We start from the raw sequence: 19,563 nt of genomic DNA, 5'->3' as shown, positions 1-19,563 counted from the left end.
GGGGTGCCGCCGACCGACGGTGCCTGAAACCGGCACTCCTGCCAGCGGCGTTTCCGGCCTACACTGAGCGCACCCGAGTGTGACGCTCGGCCGACTGCGACCTGTGCGCCACACCGGACGTCGTCCACCCCCATGCGCCGCGTGCCATGACGGTGGCCGCCGAGTGGAGGTGTCAGGTGCTGTTCTCCCGGATACCCGAGCCGCGGGGCCTCTACGACCCGGCGCGTGAGTCCGACTCCTGCGGAGTCGCGATGGTCGCGGACCTGCACGGCCGCCGCAGCCACGGCATCGTCACCGACGGGCTGCTCGCCCTCGCGAACCTCGAACACCGCGGCGCGGCCGGCTCGGAGCCGAACAGCGGGGACGGCGCCGGGATCCTGCTGCAGCTGCCGGTCGAGCTGCTCGCCGCCGTCACCGGGTTCGACCTTCCCGACCCCGACCCGAACGGCGGCAACCGGTTCGCCGCAGGCATCTGCTTCCTGCCCCGCGACCCGGACGCCCGCCGCGCCGCGGTGACGCGCATCGAGCGGATCGCGGTGCAGGAGCACCTGGACGTGCTCGGGTGGCGGGAGGTGCCCGTCGACCCGGACGGCGCCGACATCGGCGCGGGCGCCCGCGACTGCATGCCGCACCTGAGTCAGCTGTTCGTCGCCGCCCGGGCGGGCCCGGAGGGCGTCCGCGCCTCCGGGCTCGACCTCGATCGGCTCGTCTACCCGCTGCGCAAGCGCGCCGAGCAGGCCCCCGACGACGAGCGCCTCGGCGTCTACTTCCCGTCCCTGTCCGCCAGGACGCTGGTGTACAAGGGAATGCTCACCACCACCCAACTGCCCGCCTTCTTCCCCGACCTACGCGACCCGCGGTGCGTCAGCGCGATCGCGATCGTGCATAGTCGCTTCTCCACCAACACGTTCCCGTCCTGGCCGCTTGCGCACCCGTTCCGGTACGTCGCGCACAACGGCGAGATCAACACCGTCCGCGGCAACCGGAATCGGATGCGGGCACGGGAGGCGCTGCTCGCGTCCGACCTGATCCCCGGCGATCTGCGGCGGCTGTATCCGATCTGCACGCCCGACGCCTCGGACTCCGCGTCGTTCGATGAGGTTCTCGAGCTGCTGCACCTCGGCGGCCGCAGCGTCGAGCACGCGGTGATGATGATGATCCCCGAGGCGTGGGAGAACCACCGGGCGATGCCGCAGTCCCGCCGCGACTTCTACCGCTACCACGCCTGCCTGATGGAACCGTGGGACGGGCCCGCCTGCGTGACGTTCACCGACGGCACCCGGGTCGGGGCGGTGCTGGACCGCAACGGGCTGCGGCCGGGCCGGTGGTGGCGGACGGTGGACGACCGCATCGTCCTCGCGAGCGAGGCCGGGGTGCTCGACGTCGAACCGTCGCGGGTGCTGGCGAAGGGCCGACTCGAGCCGGGTCGGATGTTCCTCGTCGACACGGCGGCGGGCCGGATTGTGCCCGACCCGGAGATCAAGGCGGACCTCGCCGCCGCCCGCCCGTACGGCGAGTGGCTGTACGCGGGCCTGCTCGGATTGGACGAGTTGCCCGCCCGGCCGCCGATCGTGCACCCGCACGAGTCGGTGCTGCGCAGGCAGGTCGCGTTCGGGTACACCGAGGAGGATCTGCGGATCCTGCTCACCCCGATGGCGTCGGGCGGCGGTGAGCCGCTCGGGTCGATGGGCACCGACACCCCCGTCGCGGTGATGTCGCAGCGTCCGCGGCTGCTGTACGACTACTTCGTCGAACTGTTCGCGCAGGTCACCAACCCGCCGCTGGACGCGATCCGGGAGGAGGTCGTCACCTCCCTGACCCGGGTGATGGGACCCGAGCAGAACCTGCTGCACCCCACCGCCGCGTCCTGCAGGCAGATCGTGCTGTCGTGGCCGGTGCTCGACAACGAGGCGCTCGGCAGGATCATCCACATCGACGACGAGGGCGACCACGCCGGGCTCGCGGCGACGGTGCTGCCCGCCCTGTACGACGTGGCGGACGGCGGGGACGGCATGGTGCGGGCGATCGAGGATCTGCGGGCCCGGGCGAGCGCAGCGATCGCCGACGGGTATCGCACCCTGGTGATCTCCGACCGCGACTCCGACCACGCCCGCGCCCCGATCCCGTCGTTGCTCGCGGTGTCGGCGGTGCACCACCACCTGATCCGGACCAGGGAACGCACCAAGGTCGCGCTCGTCGTCGAGTCCGGCGACGCCCGCGAGGTGCACCACGTGGCGTTGCTGATCGGGTTCGGGGCGGCCGCCGTCAACCCGTACCTGGCGATGGAGACGATCGAGGACCTCGTCGCGGAGGGCGAGCTGACGGGTCTGGAACCGGCGGTCGCGGTCCGCAACTATCTGACCGCGCTCGGCAGGGGGGTGCTCAAGGTGATGTCGAAGATGGGCATCTCCACGGTCGGGTCCTACACGGCGGCACAGGTTTTCGAGGCGATCGGGCTGGACCGAGCGGTGGTGCACGAGTACTTCCGCGGCACCACCTCGACGCTGGGCGGTGTCGGGGTCGACGTCCTCGCCTCGGAGGTCGCCGCCCGGCACCGGATGGCGTATCCGGACAACCCGGCCGACCTCGCGCACCGCCGCCTCGACGTCGGTGGCGAGTATCAGTATCGCAGGGAGGGTGAACTGCACCTGTTCACGCCGGAGACGGTGTTCCTGCTGCAGCACGCGACCCGCACCGGCCGCCGCGACGTGTTCGCCCGCTACAGCGCGGAGGTGAACACCCTCGCCGAGCGCGGCGGGGCGTTGCGCGGCCTGTTCCGGTTCCGGGAGGGGGTGCTGCCGCCGGTTCCGCTCGCCGAGGTGGAGCCGGTGGAGAGCATCGTCACCCGCTTCAACACCGGCGCGATGAGCTACGGGTCCATCTCCGCGGAGGCACACGAGACGATGGCCGTCGCGATGAACCGTCTTGGGGGGCGGTCGAATTCGGGTGAGGGTGGGGAGAACGCGGACCGGCTGCGGGATCCGCTGCGGCGCAGCGCCGTCAAGCAGGTCGCCAGCGGTCGATTCGGGGTGACCGGCGACTATCTCGTCAACGCCACCGACATCCAGATCAAGGTGGCGCAGGGCGCCAAGCCGGGCGAGGGCGGCCAGCTGCCCCCGTTCAAGGTGTATCCGTGGATCGCGGAGACCCGGCACTCGACCCCCGGTGTCGGGCTGATCTCCCCGCCGCCACACCACGACGTCTACTCCATCGAGGACCTCGCCCAGCTGATCCACGACCTGAAGAACGCCAACGAGAACGCCAGGGTGCACGTCAAACTGGTCAGCTCCGTCGGGGTCGGCACGGTCGCCGCTGGGGTGTCGAAGGCGCACGCCGATGTGGTGCTGATCTCCGGCAGCGACGGCGGCACCGGGGCCTCGCCGCTGACCTCGCTCAAGCACGCGGGGACGCCGTGGGAGATCGGTCTCGCCGACACCCAGCAGACCCTTGCCCTGAACGGGCTGCGGGACCGGATCACCGTCCAGTGCGACGGCGGCCTGCGGACCGGTCGGGACGTGATGGTCGCGGCGCTGCTCGGCGCCGAGGAGTACGGCTTCTCCACCGCGCCGCTCGTCGTCGCGGGCTGCATCATGATGCGGGTGTGTCACCTCGACACCTGCCCGGTCGGGGTCGCCACCCAGAACCCGGTGCTGCGGGCCCGGTACACCGGCCGACCGGAGTTCGTCGAGGAGTTCTTCCGGTTCGTGGCGGAGGAGGTTCGCGAACACCTCGCCTGGCTCGGGCTGCGGAGCATCGACGAGGCGACCGGCCGCGCCGACCTGCTGGACACCGCGGCGGGGGTGGCGCACTGGAAGAGCCGCGGCCTGGACCTGACGCCGATCTTCCTGGCGCCCGCCAGGCCCGACGGCGCACCGTCGCCGCAGCGGCACCGGGTCCGCGGCCAGGACCACGGGCTCGACCGCGCGTTGGACCGCAGCCTGATCCAGCTGGCGGAGGGCGCCCTCGAGGACGCGCACCCGGTGCGGCTGCGGCTGCCGGTGCGCAACGTCAACCGCACCGTCGGGACCCTGCTCGGCGCCGAGGTGACCCGCCGCTACGGCGCGACTGGGCTGCCGGACGAGACCATCGTCGTGACCCTGACCGGGTCGGCGGGGCAGTCCCTCGGCGCCTTCGTCCCGCCGGGGATCACCCTCGAGATGATCGGCGACGCCAACGATTACGTCGGCAAGGGGCTCTCCGGCGGACGGATCGTGGTGCGGCCCGCCGCGGACGCGCCGTTCGACGCGGAGCAGCAGGTGATCGCGGGCAACACCATCCTCTACGGCGCCACCTCCGGGGAGGTGTTCCTGCGGGGCCGGGTGGGGGAGCGATTCGCGGTCCGCAACTCGGGGGCGACGGCGGTCGTCGAGGGCGTCGGCGACCATGCCTGCGAGTACATGACCGGTGGCCGGGTGGTGATCCTCGGACCGACGGGACGCAATGTGGCTGCCGGGATGTCCGGGGGCATCGCCTACGTGCTGAACCTGGATCCGACGCTGGTCAACACCGCGATGGTCGACCTCGAACTGCTCGACCCCGACGACCTCGACTGGGTGCGCGACGCCGTTGCCGCGCACCGCGACCGCACCGGATCGCCGGTCGCGGCGTCGGTGCTCGCCGACTGGCCGCGGCGCAGCGGACTGTTCACCAAGATCCTCCCGGTCGACTACAAACGGGTGCTGGAGGCGACCCGGCTTGCGCGCGCCGAGGGTCGCGACGTCGACACCGCGATCATGGAGGCGGCCCGTGGCTGACCCGCACGGCTTTCTCCGGATTCGCAAGAGTGAGGCCCCGAAACGTCCTGTCGCCGAGCGGGTTCGGGACTGGGCGGAGGTCGGTGCCGGTCAGGCGGGCGAGGAGCGGGCCAGGGAGGTCGCGGAGCAGGGCGCCCGCTGCATGGACTGCGGCATCCCCTTCTGCCACTCCGGGACCGCGGGCTGCCCGCTCGGCAACCTGATTCCCGAATGGAACGACCTGGTGCGGCGCGGACGCTGGTCCGCCGCCGCGGACCGGTTGCACGCGACCAACAACTTCCCCGAGTTCACCGGCCGGATCTGTCCGGCGCCGTGCGAGGCGGCCTGCGTGCTGTCCATCGCCGAGCACGACACCGGCGGCAGCGTGACGATCAAACGGATCGAGCAGGCGATCGCCGACGCGGCATGGGAGGCGCACGCGGTGCCGCCGGTCCCGCCGCGGGTCCGCAGCGGGCGGGCGGTCGCGGTGGTCGGGTCGGGGCCGGCCGGGCTCGCTGCGGCGCAGCAGCTGACCCGCGCCGGGCACGACGTCACCGTGTTCGAACGGGATGACCGGCTCGGCGGGTTGCTCCGCTACGGGATCCCCGCGTTCAAGCTCGACAAGACGGTCATCGACCGCAGGGTCGAACAGATGCGCGCCGAGGGGACCCGGTTCGTCACCGACTGCGAGGTGGGCGTCGATCTCACCGCTGCGCAGCTGCGGGAGCGCTTCGACGCGGTGGTGCTTGCCGTCGGTGCGCTGCTGGCGCGGGACAACACCACCGTCCACGGACGCGAGCTAGACGGCATCCACCTGGCGATGGAGCATCTGGTGCTCGCGAATCGGGAATGCGAGGGTGACGGCGTCAGCCCGATCACCGGGCACGGTAAGCATGTGGTGATCATTGGCGGGGGCGACACCGGCGCCGACTGCCTCGGGACCGTGCACCGGCAGGGTGCGCTGTCGGTGACGCAGCTCGACTATCACCCGGAGGCGCCCGTCGTCCGCGACGACGAGCGGTCGCCGTGGCCGTCGTGGCCGATGGTGCTGCGCACCTCACCCGCGCACGCCGAGGGGGGTGTTCGGCGGTACGAGGTTGCGGTGCAACGCTTTGTGGGGGACGAGGCCGGGCACGTGCGGTCGATGGTGCTGGCCGAGGTGCGGGTCACCCGCGACGCGCGGGGGCGCAGGCACATCAGCCCGATCGGGGAGGAAGTCGAATTACCCTGCGACATGGCGCTTCTCGCGATCGGGTTCGAGGGGGTCGAGCACGAGCCGCTGCTGGAGGGTCTCGGTCTCAAGCTCACCGGCCGCGGCGTGCTGGGGTGCGGGTCGGACTGGCAGACCGGCGCGCCGGGGGTGTTCGTGTGCGGCGACGCCCACCGCGGGGCCTCGCTGGTGGTGTGGGCGATCGCCGAGGGCCGGTCCGCGGCGCGCGCCGCCGACGAATTCCTCACCGGGCGCTCGGATCTCCCCGCCCCGGTGCACCCGACGTCGCTGCCCCTCGAGGTGCTCTAGAACGGTCGGTGACCTGCGGGTGAACGGACGCCGACGGCGCCGTGTTCACAGACATGTGAAGGGATTCGCGGGGGAGTGAATGGAACCGGATCGGCTCACGGACTAGGGTTGAGCCCGTGACCCGACGGACAAAGATTGTGTGCACCCTCGGCCCCGCGGTGGCCTCCGAGCAGAAGATCCGCGACCTCGTCGCCAGCGGCATGGACGTCGCCCGCCTCAACTTCAGTCACGGCGAGCATGCCGACCACGAACACAACTATCACCTCGTCCGGGGCGCCTCCGACGCCACCGGCAAGGCCGTCGGCATCCTGGCCGACCTCCAGGGTCCGAAGATCCGGCTCGGCCGGTTCGCCACCGGTTCGACGGTGTGGGAGAACGGCGAGGAGGTGCGGATCACGGTCGAGGAGTGCGAGGGCACCCACGATCGGGTCTCGACCACCTACAAGGAACTCGCGCAGGACGCCAAGGCGGGTGACCGCCTCCTCGTCGACGACGGCAAGGTCGGACTCGAGGTCGTGCGCGTCGACGGCAACGACGTCGTCTGCCGGGTCACCGAGGGCGGACCGGTCAGCAACAACAAGGGTGTCTCGCTGCCGGGCATGAACGTCTCGGTGCCCGCGCTGTCCGAGAAGGACATCGAGGACCTCGAGTTCGCGCTCCGCCTCGGGGTCGACTTCATCGCGCTCTCGTTCGTGCGGTCACCCGCCGACGTGGAACTCGTGCATGCGGTGATGGATCGGGTCGGGCGCCGCATCCCGGTCATCGCCAAGCTGGAGAAGCCGGAGGCGATCGAGGCGCTCGAGGCGGTGGTCCTCGCCTTCGACGCGGTGATGGTCGCCCGCGGGGATCTGGGTGTCGAACTGCCGCTGGAGCAGGTGCCGCTGGTGCAGAAGCGGGCCATCCAGATCGCACGGGAGAACGCGAAGCCGGTCATCGTCGCGACGCAGATGCTCGACTCGATGATCGAGAACTCGCGGCCAACCCGGGCCGAGGCATCCGACGTCGCCAACGCCGTGCTCGACGGCGCCGACGCGGTGATGCTCTCCGGTGAGACGTCGATCGGCAAGTACCCGATCGAGACGGTCGAGACGATGGCCCGGATCGTGGAGGCCGTCGAGTCCGAGTCGACCCGGGTGCCGCCGCTGACCCACGTGCCGCGGACCAAGCGCGGCGTCATCTCCTATGCCGCCCGCGACATCGGTGAGCGCCTCGACGCGAAGGCGCTCGTCGCGTTCACCCAGTCCGGTGACACGGTGCGGCGCCTGGCCCGGCTGCACACCCCGCTGCCGCTGCTCGCGTTCACGCCGCTGCCGGAGGTGCGCAGCCAGCTCGCGCTGACCTGGGGCACCGAGACCTTCCTCGTGCCGCCGGTCTCGACCACCGACATCATGATCGGCCAGGTCGACACCGCGCTGCTGTCCCTCGGCCGGTACGCCAAGGGCGATCAGGTGGTGATCGTCGCCGGATCGCCGCCCGGCACCGTAGGCTCCACCAATCTGATTCACGTCCATCGGATCGGGGAAGAGGACCACTAGGTGAGTGACGCGGGTGCTGGCAGCGGGATCGTGACGACGGAGCAGATCTCGGCGGGCAATGTCCCGCCGGAGCGATCGCAGGATCTGTCGACCCTGCTGGAGCTGCTCGATCTTGAGCAGGCCGGCGAGGACACCTTCCTTGGCCGGCACCCGAGCGGCAGGGGGATCGGCAGCCGGACCTTCGGGGGCCAGCTGGTCGCCCAGTCGGTGATCGCGGCCGGGCGCACCGTCGACGGGGAACGGGCACCGCACCACGTGTCGGTGCACTTCGTCCGCGGCGGCGACCCGAAGCATCCGATCGAGTACCGGGTGGACCGGCTGCGGGACGGGCGGGCGCTGGCGAACCGGCAGGTGACCGCGCTGCAGGACGGTCAGGAACTGTGTGTGGCCCTGATCGGCTTCCAGGATTCGGGTCGCGGGCTCGAGCACGCGACGCGCGGCCCCGCCGTCGCGGATCCGGAGACGCTGCCCACCCTCGGTGAGCGGCTCGTCGGCTTCGAGGACGTGCTGCCCGGGTTCGTCGCCGCGCTACGGCCGATCGACATGCGCTACGTGAACGACCCGTCGTGGGTGCTCAAGGGTACCGGGGAGGCGCTCGGACACAATCGGGTCTGGATGCGCACCGACGGTCCGCTCGCCGACGACCCGCTGCTGCACGCCGCGGCGCTCGCCTACGGCTCGGACACCACCGTGCTGGACTCGATCGTCACCACCCACGGGCTGTCCTGGGGGTTGGACCGGCTCGTCGCGGCCACCGTCAACCATTCGATCTGGCTACACCGGCCGCTGCGGTTCGACGAGTGGGTGCTGTACTCCACCGAGTCTCCGGTCGCCGCCGGATCGCGCGGCCTGGCGACCGGCCACTTCTACTCCAGGGACGGGGACCTGCTCGCGACCGTCGTGCAGGAGGGGATGATTCGGCACTTCCCGAAGCGGGGCTGACCCCGGGAGTACACGGGTTCTCCGCTCGACCGGCCGGTGCACCCCAGCGGCGGTAGACTTCACGCGCTGTTCCCACCGCTACGGGAGGGGTCGCGAGCATGCCCGAATCGTCGTCGCTGGACTGGAATCACGAGTTTGGGAACAGTCTGCGGTGGACCCTCGAGGCCTTCGGTATTTCCGCGGTCTGCTTCCTCCTGATCGGGGTGCTGCTGCTCCGCTTCACCCGCTGGGGTCGACAGTTCTGGCGGATCAGCGGCGCCTACTTCACCGGTCGCGCCAGCGTGCCGGTGTGGGCGTTGCTCGCGGCTGTGCTGTTCATGACCGTGTTCGCGGTCCGGATGACGGTGCTGTTGTCCTACCAGGGCAACGAGATGTACACCTCGCTGCAGTTCGCGGCGCAGGGTTTCGCGCAGGGTGACGCCGCCGCGCTCGACGCAGCCAAGTCGGCCTTCTGGAAGAGCTTGCTGGTCTTCGGAATACTCGCCACCATCCACGTGGCGCGGTCCCTGCTCGACTTCTACATCGGGCAGGGATTCGACATCCGTTGGCGGCGTTGGCTCACCGAGCACGTGACCACCGACTGGCTCGACGGGCGCGCCTTCTACCGGGACCGGTTCGTCGACGCGTCGATCGACAACCCGGATCAGCGGATCCAGGCCGACATCACCGACTTCGTGCAGATATCCCGGACCCTGTCGATGGGCGCGGTCGGCGCCGTGGTCTCGCTGGTCTCGTTCACGAAGATCCTGTGGGACCTGTCCGGCCCGATGACCGTGTTCGGGACCGAGATCCCGAGGGCGATGGTGTTCCTGGTCTTCGGGTACGTCCTGGTGTCGACGATCGTCGCGTTCTGGCTCGGCAGGCCGCTGATCCGGCTGAACTTCTGGAACGAGCGCCTGACAGCGAACTTCCGTTACGCCCTCGTCCGGGTGCGCGACGGCGCCGAGAACGTGGCCTTCTACCGCGGCGAGCACGTCGAACGCCGCGGCCTCCTTGCCCGTTTCGCTGCCGTGCTGCGCAACTACTGGCGGATCGTGTACCGGACGCTGAAGTTCAACGGCTGGAACCTCGGCGTGAACCAGATCGCGGTCGTGTTCCCATTCCTGATCCAGGCCCCGCGCTTCTTCACCGGCACCATCACCCTCGGCGACATGACGCAGTCAGCGACCGCCTTCGGGCAGGTGCACGACTCGCTGTCCTTCTTCCGCGAGTCGTACGACACCTTTGCCGGCTACCGTGCCGCACTGATCCGCCTCGACGGGCTGCGCCGCGCCAACCACGTCTCCCGGGAGCTCCCCACCCTCGCCGCGGCCGACCTCGATGGCGCCCTGGAACTGGAGGACGTGCATGTCCGCACACCGGACGGCACACCGCTCGTGACCGGCCTCGACCTGACGTTGCGGCCGGGGGACGCGCTCGTCGTCAAGGGCAGGTCCGGCAGCGGGAAGACGACCCTGCTGCGCAGCCTCGCGCAGATGTGGCCCTACGCCGAGGGCCGGATCCGGTGTCCCGCCGGGCGTTCGACGCTGTTCCTGTCTCAGATGCCGTATCTGCCGCTCGGGGATCTGCGGACCGTCGTCGCCTACCCGGGCGGGGCGGCCGACGCCGGGGACGACGCGATCCGGGCGGTGCTGCGGAAGGTGCAGCTCGGCAACCTCGGGGACCGGCTCGACGAGGAACAGGACTGGGTGAAGGTCCTCTCGCCCGGTGAGCAGCAGCGGATCGCGTTCGCACGGATCCTGCTGCTGCGTCCGGCCCTTGTCTTCCTCGACGAGGCGACCTCGGCGGTGGATGAGGGCCTCGAGTTCATGCTCTACGACCTGATCCGCACCGAGGTGCCCGACTGCATGCTGTTCAGCGTCAGTCACCGAAGCACCGTCGACCGGCACCACACCCGGCAGCTCGAGTTGAGCGGTGCTGGGGCGTGGGAACTGTCGACGGTGTCGGTGTAGGCGGGCGCGGAGCGGGTCCGCGGCATCAGGGGCGCCAGCCCTCCGGCATGTGCTCGTCGGCGAACGCCAACTTGATCCGGATCAACTCGGACCGATTGGGCTTGCCCGACTTCATCAACAGCCCCTCGATCGCGGCCTGTTGGTCGTACTGCTGAATCTGGTTAGCGTCCATCTTCACCCCGACCAGGGGGCGGACCGGCCCCGGCCTAGGCATAGCGCCGATGTGTGTGTGCGGTCGCGCCCATCTGACCCCTCCCCGAGTGCTCCGGATTAGCCGTTCTCGCATGCAATGTAGCGAACCGCCCAGACCGAATAGTACGTTTGCCCGTTTTTCCTGGACGAGTGTCCGATCGGCGACCCGGACCCGGTCACGATCGTTGCCGCCCCATAACGATTGGCGGACATCGGCGGTCCGAGGTTCGGACCCGGAATACCGTGGTCGGGCGGGAGGAACCATCGCGGTGTGGCGCATGGTGCGAACGTGACGGAGGTCCGAATGACGACCGTGCTGAGCCGAGCCTGGCGTTGTCTGGTGCTACTGCTGGTCACGGCGGTCGCGGTCCCGCTGAGCATCGCCGTCGCGCTCCCGGCCACCGCATCGGCGGACCCGTACCGACGACTGCACGAGGACTGGGTGCCGGCGCCGGGCGGAGTCGGGCACATCAAGGTTCGTACCTGGCTGGCGGCCAACGGAAGCGATCGCACCGTCTATCTCCTCGACGGACTGCGCGCCACCGACGACGTCAGCGGCTGGGAGCACGAGACGAACGCTGCCTGGCTCTCCGACCACGGCGTCAACGTCGTCGAACCGGTCGGCGGCCAGTCCAGCTTCTACGCCGACTGGTACGCCCCGAACAACTTCACCAACCAGCCGTACACCTACAAGTGGGAGTCGTTCCTCACCCGGAACCTGCCCGACTTCCTCGCCGCCACCTACGGTTTGAGCCGGTCGAAGAACGCGGTCGTCGGGCTGTCGATGGGCGGCAATGCCGCACTGATCCTGGCGTCGCGGCACCGGGACCAGTTCGCGTTCGCCGGCGCCCTGTCCGGCTACCTGAACCTGTCGGCGCCGGGGATGCGGGAGGCGATCCGGATCGCGATGCTCGACGCGGGCGGCTACAACTCGGACTGCATGTGGGGTCCGCCGTGGGATCCGGCCTGGCTGCTGCACGATCCGTTCGTGCAGGCGGAGGGCCTGCGCGGGTTGCCGATGTGGGTGTCCGCGGGCAGCGGCCTGCCCGGCGAGCACACCCGGCCCGTCGCGCCGATCGACTTCTGGAACACCACGATGGGGATGGGTCTCGAGGCGCTGTCGCTCGCGCAGACCCGGGCGTTCGAGATCCGGCTGCTGACGATGGGCATCGACACCGCCCACTTCGAGTTCCCCGCCACCGGGATTCACGCCTGGCCGTACTGGCAGGACCAGCTGTGGGCGATGCTCCCGATGCTCAAGGGTGCGATCGGCGCGTGACCCGCGGTCAGATCCGTTCCGCTCGGGCGGCGATGTCCCGCAGATCCGTCGTCATCACCTTCCTGGTGACCGCGGCCCCGAGCCGGCCGACGGTGGCGGCGAGCAGACGGTGCAGCACGGAGGTGCCCGGGTCCGCGGCGAACGTCATGGCCAGGTCGGTGCCGGAGCCGGTCGGGGTGAGCGTGAAGACCGTCGCGTACTCGGTGCCGCCGGACCGGGCCCGGACGACGGTGCGGTGCGGGGCATCGACCTCGGCGACCCACATCTCCTCGGTGGCCTCCCTGCCGAACATCGTGCGGGTCTCCCGCCACCGGGTGCCGACCCGGTAGCCGTCGCCCCCGACCCGGTCGATGCGGGTGACGCCGGAGAGGGTGTGCTCGGCGCCATCCAGATCGGTCAGCACCTCCCACACCCGCTCCGGTGTCGCCGCGACGTGGGTGGTGAGTCGAATCTCGTTGCTGGGCATGCAGGCTTCTCCTTGCGGGTTGCATGGACGACCTCATCCGAGGGTACGGGTGGTGCCGCCGCTCCGCGGGGTCCGCGACCGGAGGGTGTGTCAGGAGCAGGTGTTCGCGACCTCGTCACCCGCCATGACGGCGGCGACGAACGAGGCGGTGTCGGCCTCCGACGCGGTGATCGCGCCGCGGTGGTCCTGGCCCGGGTACACCCGGTAGTCGACCGGCGCGGCCGTGCACTTGCAGTTCTTGGGAGGTGCGTGCACTTGTGCGGCAAGCCCGAGCATCGCGCACCGCCGGGGTGGGTCTGGCCTGCCGATTTCCTGGCGTCCCCACCGGCCCGCGGTGTGCGATAGTGTTGCGCGTCACCGCCATCAGGTGACATGTCCCTCACGATACGTAGGAGTAGTTCATGGGCAGCATCGAGGAGATCTTCGCTTCCGTCGCCGACATTCTCGGCGGTCTTGGCCTCGGGTCGAGCGAGGGTGACACCGAGGCGTAGTCGCCCCGGAAGTCCACGGGACCCCGTCGCTCACCGAGCGGCGGGGTCCCGTCGCGTTCGGGTGTCCCGCTGGTTCACGCGGTGCCGATCGCGGCGAGCACCGCGTCGGCGAGGGCGCGTTCACCGGTCGCGTTCGGGTGCACCGGAACCGGTTGCGTCGCCCCGATCATCGGCTCCACCCAGCGCTGCCCGGCCGGTTGGCAGCCGTCCCGGCCGAGCGAGGCCTGCGCCATATCGACGTACACGCTTCCGGTCTCGGCCGCCGCCGCCGCGACCGCGGCATTGAGGGTGTCCTGCAGGTCGTTCAGGTACGGGATGTCACCTGCCGCAAGGGGCATCGCGGGCGCGCACCCACCGTCGGTGGGGAGCAGGCGCGGATAGCCGACGATCACGACCTGTGCGTGCGGGGCGCGGGCGCGGACGTCACGCAGGGCCTGGACCAGTGCAGGCTGGGTGTTCTCCCGGACCGGGGCGGCGAGACTGTCGCCGTACTGCTGCTGGCACGGGTTCGATGCCGCGGGCCGGAGGGCGGCGGCGCCGATGCACTTGGCCATCGCGAGGCCGAAGGTGTCGTTGTTGTTGCCGCCGATCATCATCGTCACCACGTCCGTCGTCGGGGTGAGCGCATCGAGTTGTGGGGCCAGGCCGGGAAACTGGGGCCGGTAGAAGTCGTCGGTCTTGGCGCCGCCGCAACTGACGTCGGTCAGCCGGTAGCCGCGGTCCTCGGCAACCAGGTGCGCGAAGTTCCGCTCGGACTGCCAGCACGTCGGCAGCGTGCCTGGGACCATCGGTGCCACGCCGGATCCGGCGCTGAAGCTGTCGCCGAGATTGACGTACTCGACCGCTGGGGCGGCGGATGCGGTGCCGGATGCGCCGAGTGACACCGTTGCGGCGATCACCGCTCCGGCGGCCAGTGTCCGTCGGGAAGTCCTGTCCACCACTGCTGCACCCCTGTCGCCGTGTCGGATCGCTCGGTGTCGACACCGGATCGACCCCGCGATTGGACAGGAATCTAGACGACTGTCCAGGTGGGGGCAAGGGTGACAGGCGATCAGGCGAGGCAGATCGGGAAGATGACGTTCGGCCCGAACAGCGGGACGATACCGGCGGGGGCACAGGCCAGGAAGGCGGCGAGCGGGTCCGCGTGCTGCTGTCCGATCAGGACGACCGGGTGGACCGGGCCGGGCGGCGCCAACGGTGCGGCGGTCGCCGGGGCCGACGCGGCGAGGAGCAGGGGAGTCGCCGCCGCGGCGACCAGCGCCGAGCGGAGGGCTGTCGATGTCATGGCGGGCTTCTTCGTGCGATGCGGTGCGGTGTACGTCAACACTGCGCCCTCGACTCGGGCCGCACAACCCTCGGTGCGGAACGCCGCGGGGCGACATGGTGGTGAGCGGGTGGTGTCGATGCGCGGGAACAAAGCTCGGCCGTGGTCTGGTGCCCTCGGTGAGGTGAGATAGTCACATCCTGACGACCTTCGGGAGCAACGTGGTCCGTGCTGCTCATCGCTGGCGCGGATGCGGAACGTCGCCGCCGGGCATCAGAGGTCCGTGTCGAGGTCGAACGCTACGGCGATGGCGGAGGCGAGGGAGGCCTCCTGGTCGTCGTGCAGGTACCCGATCAGGCGCCCAAGGTCGGCCATCGGGATGGTTCCGATGTTGTCGCAGGACACCACGGAGTCGTGATCGAGACCGTTCCGGGCGTCGACGGGGACCTCGGTGGACAGGCCCTTGATGGTGCTGGTGATCGGGGCGACCGTGACGTTCGTCAGGTGCGGGATCACCGCCTCACGGGTGAGGACCAGGACCGGGCGGGTCTTGTCGAGGCGGGCGAGGCGGATCTCGCGCATCAGTCGATGTCCAGTGGGGTACGGGAGGCGTGGGCGGCGACGTCGTCGAGGTTGTCTGGATCCTCGCGGTTCTTCCACGCTGCCAGGATCTCGGCGTCGCGTTCGGCGTTGCGTCGGCGCACCTCACGGCGGAGCGCGCGGGTGACGAGGTCGGCACGAGACTTGGTGTGGTGGTCGGCGACTTCCTGGTCGAGGAAGGCAACGAGGTCGGTGGGGATGCGGACGGTGATCTGCGTGGATGGGGTGGACATACCATTATCATACCGATGTGGGATTCAAAGTGGTATGGATGCGTTGGCGGTGAGGTCTCGGGTCAGCCCGTCATCCGCCTGCCGACGAATCGCCGGTGGCCGGTGGCAGATCCAGTTTTCCTGTCCACCAGGAGCTCTCGCGCTTCGCGGTACGCTCGAGCCGTCGCATCGGCGGTGGATTAGGGCTGAGGAATACTCCGGTGTCGCTGGGGCAGAGTGTCCTGGGCGTGCGTGGGTAGGCGGTTGCTGCGGCTCGTGCGGATCAGGTGCGGACTGCCGCTTCCGGGGCGGATCTGAGGGGGCCTGGGTGAAGCCGGCATCCAACCCTGGGTTTGCGTGGTGCCCTCGGTGAGACTCGAACTCACACTGCACGGGTTTTGAATCCGTTTCCTCTGCCAATTGGGATACGAGGGCTGGTGCGGATACCGACTGTAGATGATCCGTTCGTCACGTCAAGCACCGGTACCCTGCAGGGGGTTGTACGGCGGCTGAAACGATCGAGCGGCTGTGGCTCACGAGGAAGGGAGAGGTCGACGATGAACGACCCGGTCGGGCAGGAGAACCGTCCGGCGTCACGCCGTGTGGTGGTCGCCGAGGACGAGGTGCTGATCCGAATGGACCTCGTCGAGATGCTCCGCGAGGAGGGGTACGACGTCGTCGGTGAGGCCGGGGACGGGCAGCGTGCCGTCGAACTCGCCGAGGAACTGCGTCCCGACCTGGTGATCATGGACGTGAAGATGCCGCGCCGCGACGGGATCGACGCCGCATCCGAGATCGCCGCGAAACGTATTGCGCCCGTGGTGATCTTGACCGCATTCAGCCAGCGGGAGCTGGTCGAGCGGGCGAGGGACGCCGGCGCGATGGCGTATCTGGTGAAGCCATTCTCGAAGGCCGACCTGGTGCCCGCGGTGGAACTCGCCGCGAGCCGGTTCTCCGAGATCGCCGCCCTCGAGAAGGAGGTCGCGAACCTGACCGAACGGTTCGAGACCCGCAAGCTGATCGAACGCGCGAAGAGCGTGCTGATGTCCTCCCAGTCGCTCACCGAACCCGAGGCGTTCACCTGGATCCAGCGGGCCGCGATGGACCGGCGGACCTCGATGAAGGTGGTCGCCGAGGTGATCCTGGAGACCCTCGGCGGGAAGTGATCCGGCGAAGGCCGGCCGCGGCGACCCGCCGCACGAGCGCGGGACGCATCAGCGCGGTCGGGTCGTCCAGCATGCCCGCCACCCGCAGGAAGGCGGCCCCGACCTCGGGGTCCCGCGCCGCGGCCGCCTGAACCAGCGGGACATAGGTGTTTGCCATCCGCACCCGCAGCGGGCGGGGGCCCGGGACCGCGGGGAACGCGAGGTCGGCGCCCGCCGCGATGTCCCACGGGGGATCGACGATTTTTGCCATGCCGCGCAACACCTTTCGAGGATCCGGTTCGGATGCGAGGTGCTCTCGCAGGGTGCGCGCCTCGAGGGCAGCCACGCTCATGCCCTGACCGTAGACGGGGTTGAAGCTGCACAGCACGTCCCCGACGGCCAGGAGACCGGCGGGGAACCGCGGCAGCCGCTCGTACCGGTGACGGATGCTCGCCGGGAAGCGCATCGCGACCGGCGGGTCGAGGAGTTCGGCGTCGCGGACGGCATCGTGGATGTCGGGGATCGGAAGGGACCGCGTGTACTCGACGAACGCGTCCGCGGCGGTGGGCGGAACCTCCCCGAGCATGCCGACCAGCGTCAGGATGTGCCTGCCGCCCTCGATCGCGGCAAGGGCGCCACCGCGGGTACAGCCCCCGCCTGGCGGAACGATCACGGCCCGCTGCGCTCCCAGCGCACCGGCGCGGAGCCGGACCACCCCCGTTGCATAGGTGATGTCGGTCGTCACCCGATCCTCGGCGGGCCGAGGGTAGCCGAGTGCCTCCAGCCACCGCGGCAGGCGTGAGCCGCGCCCGGTCGCGTCGACGACGAGGTCCGCGTCGAGGGTCACGTCGCCGCTCCCGTCGACCCGGCGGCTCACCCGCGCACCGGTCACGCGGCCGCCGTCCCGGCTCGCGGCGAGACCGAGAACGTCGCGGTGATCGTCGAGGACGACGCCGGGAAGTGCCCGCACCCGTTCCCGGACGTACCCCTCGATGCACGGCCTGCTGACGCTGACCACGGCGATCCCGCTGGCGGCCTGCGCGAACCGGTGGCCGCCGAAGTAGAGGCGTGCCTCGGCGAGTTGGTCGAGCATCGGCGCACCGCCCGCGACGAGGTCCGCGGCGAACCCGGGGAAGAGTTCCTCGAACACCTGCTGGCCGCGCGCCATCAGGCTGTGAATGTGGTGTCCCTGCGGCACCCCCCGGCGCTGCCCGGCCGTGTCGGGCAGTTCGTCCCGTTCGACGACGACCACCTGCGCGTACGCGTCCGCCAGGACCCGGGCCGCCAGCAACCCGGCCATGCTCCCCCCGAGCACCACGGCGCGGTCCCCGATCATCGCGTCGTTCATCGCGCCCTCCTCGCCCGGCCGGCGTGCCTGCTTCCGGTCACCGGGCCGCCCGGCGGCATGCCTGGGTGACGTATAGCGGAGTCAAAGGTGAATTCTACCCGGCCGGTTCCGCGGCAGGAGGGCCCCGACGATCCCCGATTGCGCGGACGGCCTGCCGTTGGCACCGTGTCGGTGTCCGTCCCTAGACTCTCTGCGGTGAGCCCGACAACGTCTCCCGCATCCTCCCTCCCCGCCGCCGACTCCGGCGACAAGCCGACGCTGCTGCTCCTTGACGGGCATTCGCTGGCCTACCGCGCGTTCTTCGCGCTGCCCGCCGAGAACTTCAAGACCCACAGCGGGCAGACCACCAACGCGGTGTACGGGTTCACGTCGATGCTGATCAACCTGCTGCGCGACGAGCAGCCCAGCCATGTCGCCGCCGCGTTCGACGTGTCCCGGCAGACGTTCCGCGCGGACGCGTTCCCCGAGTACAAGGCGAACCGCGCCAAGACCCCCGACGAATTCAAGGGGCAGGTGGAGGTCACCAAGGAGGTGCTCGGTGCGCTGGGCATCCCGGTGATGGCGGAGGCCGGGTTCGAGGCCGACGACATCATCGCGACCCTGACCACCCAGGCAGCCGAGCAGGGCTACCGGGTACTGGTCTGCACCGGCGACCGCGATGCGCTGCAGCTCGTCACCGACGACGTGACGGTGCTGTATCCGCGCAAGGGTGTCTCCGACCTGACCCGGTTCACCCCGGCGGCCGTCGAGGAGAAGTACGGGCTCACCCCCCGGCAGTACCCGGATTACGCGGCGCTGCGCGGCGACCCGTCCGACAACCTGCCCGGGATCCCGGGCGTCGGGGAGAAGACCGCCGCCAAGTGGATCCGCGAGTACGGGTCGCTGACCGAGCTGGTGGACCGGGTCGATCAGGTGCGCGGCAAGGTCGGCGACGCGCTGCGGGCCAACCTGTCGTCGGTGCTGATGAACCGGCAGCTCACCGAGATGGTCCGGGACGTGCCGCTGCCGTACGTGCCCGACCAGCTGGCGCTCGCCCCCTGGGACCGCGACAAGATTCACGCCCTGTTCGACGACCTCGAGTTCCGGGTGCTGCGGGACCGGCTGTTCGACACGCTCGCCTCCGCCGAACCCGAGGCGGAGGAGGGGTTCGAGGTGCGCGGCGGTGCCCTCGCGCCGGGCGAGGTCGCGGCGTGGCTGCGCGAGCATGTCGGCGCCGGGACCCGCGCCGGGGTGTCCGTGGTCGGCAGCGGCGCCCCCCACGGCGGCGACGCCACCGCCCTCGCGATCGCTGCCGCCGACGGGGAGGGCGGGTACATCGTCGCGGCGACCGTCACCGAGGACGACGAGACCGCCCTCGCGACCTGGCTGGCGGACCCGGCCGCGCCGAAGGCGTTGCACGAGGCGAAGGCCGCCATCCACGCGCTCCGCGGCCGCGGCTGGACCCTGCGCGGGCTCACCTCCGACACCGCGCTCGCCGCCTACCTGGTGCGGCCCGGCCAGCGCAGCTTCAACCTCGACGACCTGTCGCTGCGGTACCTGAAGCGGGAACTGCGGGTCGAGGACACCGGCGAGGCCCAGCTGTCGCTGCTCGACGACGGGGACGACGCCGACGCGAAGGCCGCGGAGACCGAGATCCTGCGGGCCCGCGACGTCACCGACCTGGCCGACGCATTCGACACCGAACTCGCCGCCATCGAGTCGGCCCGACTGCTGACGGATCTCGAACTCCCGCTGCTCGAGGTGCTCGCCGACGTCGAGGCCACCGGCATCGCCATCGACACCGACCACCTGCACGACCTGCAGTCCACGTTCGCGGACCGGGTCGCCGCCGCGGCGAACGCCGCGTACGAGGTGATCGGGGAACAGATCAATCTCGGGTCCCCGA

16 protein-coding genes and 1 tRNA gene are annotated in these 19,563 nt (G+C 70.3%); 8 read left to right on the top strand and 9 right to left on the bottom strand.

Annotated elements, in window-relative coordinates:
- The first annotated feature begins 176 nt into the window (after positions 1-176).
- The 5 genes from gltB to ACWF62_RS12700 all read left to right on the top strand — a co-directional run bounded on the left by gltB (position 177) and on the right by ACWF62_RS12700 (position 10,681).
- On the top strand, positions 177-4,754 hold the full coding sequence (gltB, locus tag ACWF62_RS12720) for a glutamate synthase large subunit (RefSeq protein WP_452630269.1): 4,578 nt from the start codon (positions 177-179) through the stop codon (positions 4,752-4,754).
- Positions 4,747-6,252 carry a glutamate synthase subunit beta gene (locus ACWF62_RS12715; RefSeq protein WP_378507814.1) on the top strand — a complete coding sequence of 502 codons (1,506 nt, stop codon included), beginning with the start codon at positions 4,747-4,749 and terminating at the stop codon, positions 6,250-6,252. The genes gltB and ACWF62_RS12715 overlap by 8 nt, the downstream gene beginning before the upstream one ends.
- 116 nt (positions 6,253-6,368) lie before the next feature.
- Entirely contained in the window at positions 6,369-7,787 is a 1,419-nt protein-coding gene (gene pyk / locus ACWF62_RS12710) for a pyruvate kinase (protein WP_378507813.1), read from the top strand.
- Between the two features lie 45 nt (positions 7,788-7,832).
- The gene (locus tag ACWF62_RS12705; RefSeq protein WP_378507948.1) at positions 7,833-8,729 is read left to right on the top strand and encodes an acyl-CoA thioesterase; all 897 of its coding nucleotides are present in this window, start codon (positions 7,833-7,835) and stop codon (positions 8,727-8,729) included.
- Positions 8,730-8,827: 98 nt separating this feature from the next.
- Entirely contained in the window at positions 8,828-10,681 is a 1,854-nt protein-coding gene (locus ACWF62_RS12700) for an ABC transporter ATP-binding protein/permease (protein WP_378507812.1), read from the top strand.
- Positions 10,682-10,706: 25 nt separating this feature from the next.
- Here the strand turns inward: ACWF62_RS12700 and ACWF62_RS12695 are convergent, their stop codons facing one another.
- Positions 10,707-10,859 carry a hypothetical protein gene (locus tag ACWF62_RS12695; protein WP_378507811.1) on the bottom strand — a complete coding sequence of 51 codons (153 nt, stop codon included), beginning with the start codon at positions 10,857-10,859 and terminating at the stop codon, positions 10,707-10,709.
- 318 nt (positions 10,860-11,177) lie between these two features.
- On the opposite strand from ACWF62_RS12695, the gene ACWF62_RS12690 reads away from it, so the two are divergent.
- Complete coding sequence (locus ACWF62_RS12690) at positions 11,178-12,152, top strand: alpha/beta hydrolase (RefSeq protein WP_378507810.1); 975 nt, start codon at positions 11,178-11,180, stop codon at positions 12,150-12,152.
- Positions 12,153-12,159: 7 nt separating this feature from the next.
- On the opposite strand, the gene ACWF62_RS12685 is transcribed toward ACWF62_RS12690, so the two are convergent.
- The 7 genes from ACWF62_RS12685 to ACWF62_RS12655 form a co-directional block, all read right to left on the bottom strand.
- Positions 12,160-12,618, bottom strand: a complete 459-nt coding sequence (locus ACWF62_RS12685; protein ID WP_452630221.1) for an SRPBCC family protein — start codon at positions 12,616-12,618, stop codon at positions 12,160-12,162.
- Between the two features lie 90 nt (positions 12,619-12,708).
- Positions 12,709-12,873: a hypothetical protein gene (locus ACWF62_RS12680; protein ID WP_452630220.1), complete on the bottom strand. Its 165-nt coding sequence runs from the start codon at positions 12,871-12,873 to the stop codon at positions 12,709-12,711.
- Between the two features lie 310 nt (positions 12,874-13,183).
- The gene (locus ACWF62_RS12675; RefSeq protein ID WP_452630219.1) at positions 13,184-14,047 is read right to left on the bottom strand and encodes an SGNH/GDSL hydrolase family protein; all 864 of its coding nucleotides are present in this window, start codon (positions 14,045-14,047) and stop codon (positions 13,184-13,186) included.
- 113 nt (positions 14,048-14,160) lie between these two features.
- The gene (locus tag ACWF62_RS12670) at positions 14,161-14,394 is read right to left on the bottom strand and encodes a hypothetical protein (protein WP_452630218.1); all 234 of its coding nucleotides are present in this window, start codon (positions 14,392-14,394) and stop codon (positions 14,161-14,163) included.
- Between the two features lie 252 nt (positions 14,395-14,646).
- Positions 14,647-14,955, bottom strand: coding sequence for a type II toxin-antitoxin system PemK/MazF family toxin (locus ACWF62_RS12665; RefSeq protein ID WP_378507805.1), 309 nt, complete (start codon positions 14,953-14,955; stop codon positions 14,647-14,649).
- Entirely contained in the window at positions 14,955-15,206 is a 252-nt protein-coding gene (locus ACWF62_RS12660; RefSeq protein WP_452630217.1) for a YlcI/YnfO family protein, read from the bottom strand. The genes ACWF62_RS12665 and ACWF62_RS12660 overlap by 1 nt, the downstream gene beginning before the upstream one ends.
- A gap of 337 nt (positions 15,207-15,543) precedes the next feature.
- Positions 15,544-15,620 (bottom strand) — tRNA-Leu (locus tag ACWF62_RS12655).
- Between the two features lie 122 nt (positions 15,621-15,742).
- Between ACWF62_RS12655 and ACWF62_RS12650 the strand changes: the two genes are divergently transcribed.
- Positions 15,743-16,351 carry an ANTAR domain-containing response regulator gene (locus ACWF62_RS12650; protein WP_378507803.1) on the top strand — a complete coding sequence of 203 codons (609 nt, stop codon included), beginning with the start codon at positions 15,743-15,745 and terminating at the stop codon, positions 16,349-16,351.
- Here ACWF62_RS12650 and ACWF62_RS12645 read toward each other — a convergent pair.
- Positions 16,263-17,678: an FAD-dependent oxidoreductase gene (locus tag ACWF62_RS12645; RefSeq protein WP_452630216.1), complete on the bottom strand. Its 1,416-nt coding sequence runs from the start codon at positions 17,676-17,678 to the stop codon at positions 16,263-16,265. The genes ACWF62_RS12650 and ACWF62_RS12645 overlap by 89 nt on opposite strands.
- Positions 17,679-17,873: 195 nt before the next feature.
- Between ACWF62_RS12645 and ACWF62_RS12640 the strand changes: the two genes are divergently transcribed.
- Positions 17,874-19,563 (top strand): 5'-3' exonuclease H3TH domain-containing protein (locus ACWF62_RS12640; protein ID WP_452630215.1); only part of this gene is annotated, 1,690 nt, incomplete at its 3' end.

It is taken from the genome of Rhodococcus sp. NPDC054953, from assembly GCF_053609225.1.
Note: the sequence above shows the minus strand (reverse complement) of the source record. Positions and strands in the feature narration are given on the sequence as shown.

Coding starts and splice junctions, on each gene's coding strand:
- ACWF62_RS12700 (WP_378507812.1), top strand. CDS start 8,828: ATGCCCGAATCGTCGTCGCTGGACTGGAATCACGAGTTTGGGAACAGT.
- ACWF62_RS12690 (WP_378507810.1), top strand. CDS start 11,178: ATGACGACCGTGCTGAGCCGAGCCTGGCGTTGTCTGGTGCTACTGCTG.
- ACWF62_RS12685 (WP_452630221.1), bottom strand. CDS start 12,618: ATGCCCAGCAACGAGATTCGACTCACCACCCACGTCGCGGCGACACCG.
- ACWF62_RS12670 (WP_452630218.1), bottom strand. CDS start 14,394: ATGACATCGACAGCCCTCCGCTCGGCGCTGGTCGCCGCGGCGGCGACT.
- ACWF62_RS12665 (WP_378507805.1), bottom strand. CDS start 14,955: ATGCGCGAGATCCGCCTCGCCCGCCTCGACAAGACCCGCCCGGTCCTG.
- ACWF62_RS12660 (WP_452630217.1), bottom strand. CDS start 15,206: ATGTCCACCCCATCCACGCAGATCACCGTCCGCATCCCCACCGACCTC.
- ACWF62_RS12650 (WP_378507803.1), top strand. CDS start 15,743: ATGAACGACCCGGTCGGGCAGGAGAACCGTCCGGCGTCACGCCGTGTG.
- ACWF62_RS12645 (WP_452630216.1), bottom strand. CDS start 17,678: ATGAACGACGCGATGATCGGGGACCGCGCCGTGGTGCTCGGGGGGAGC.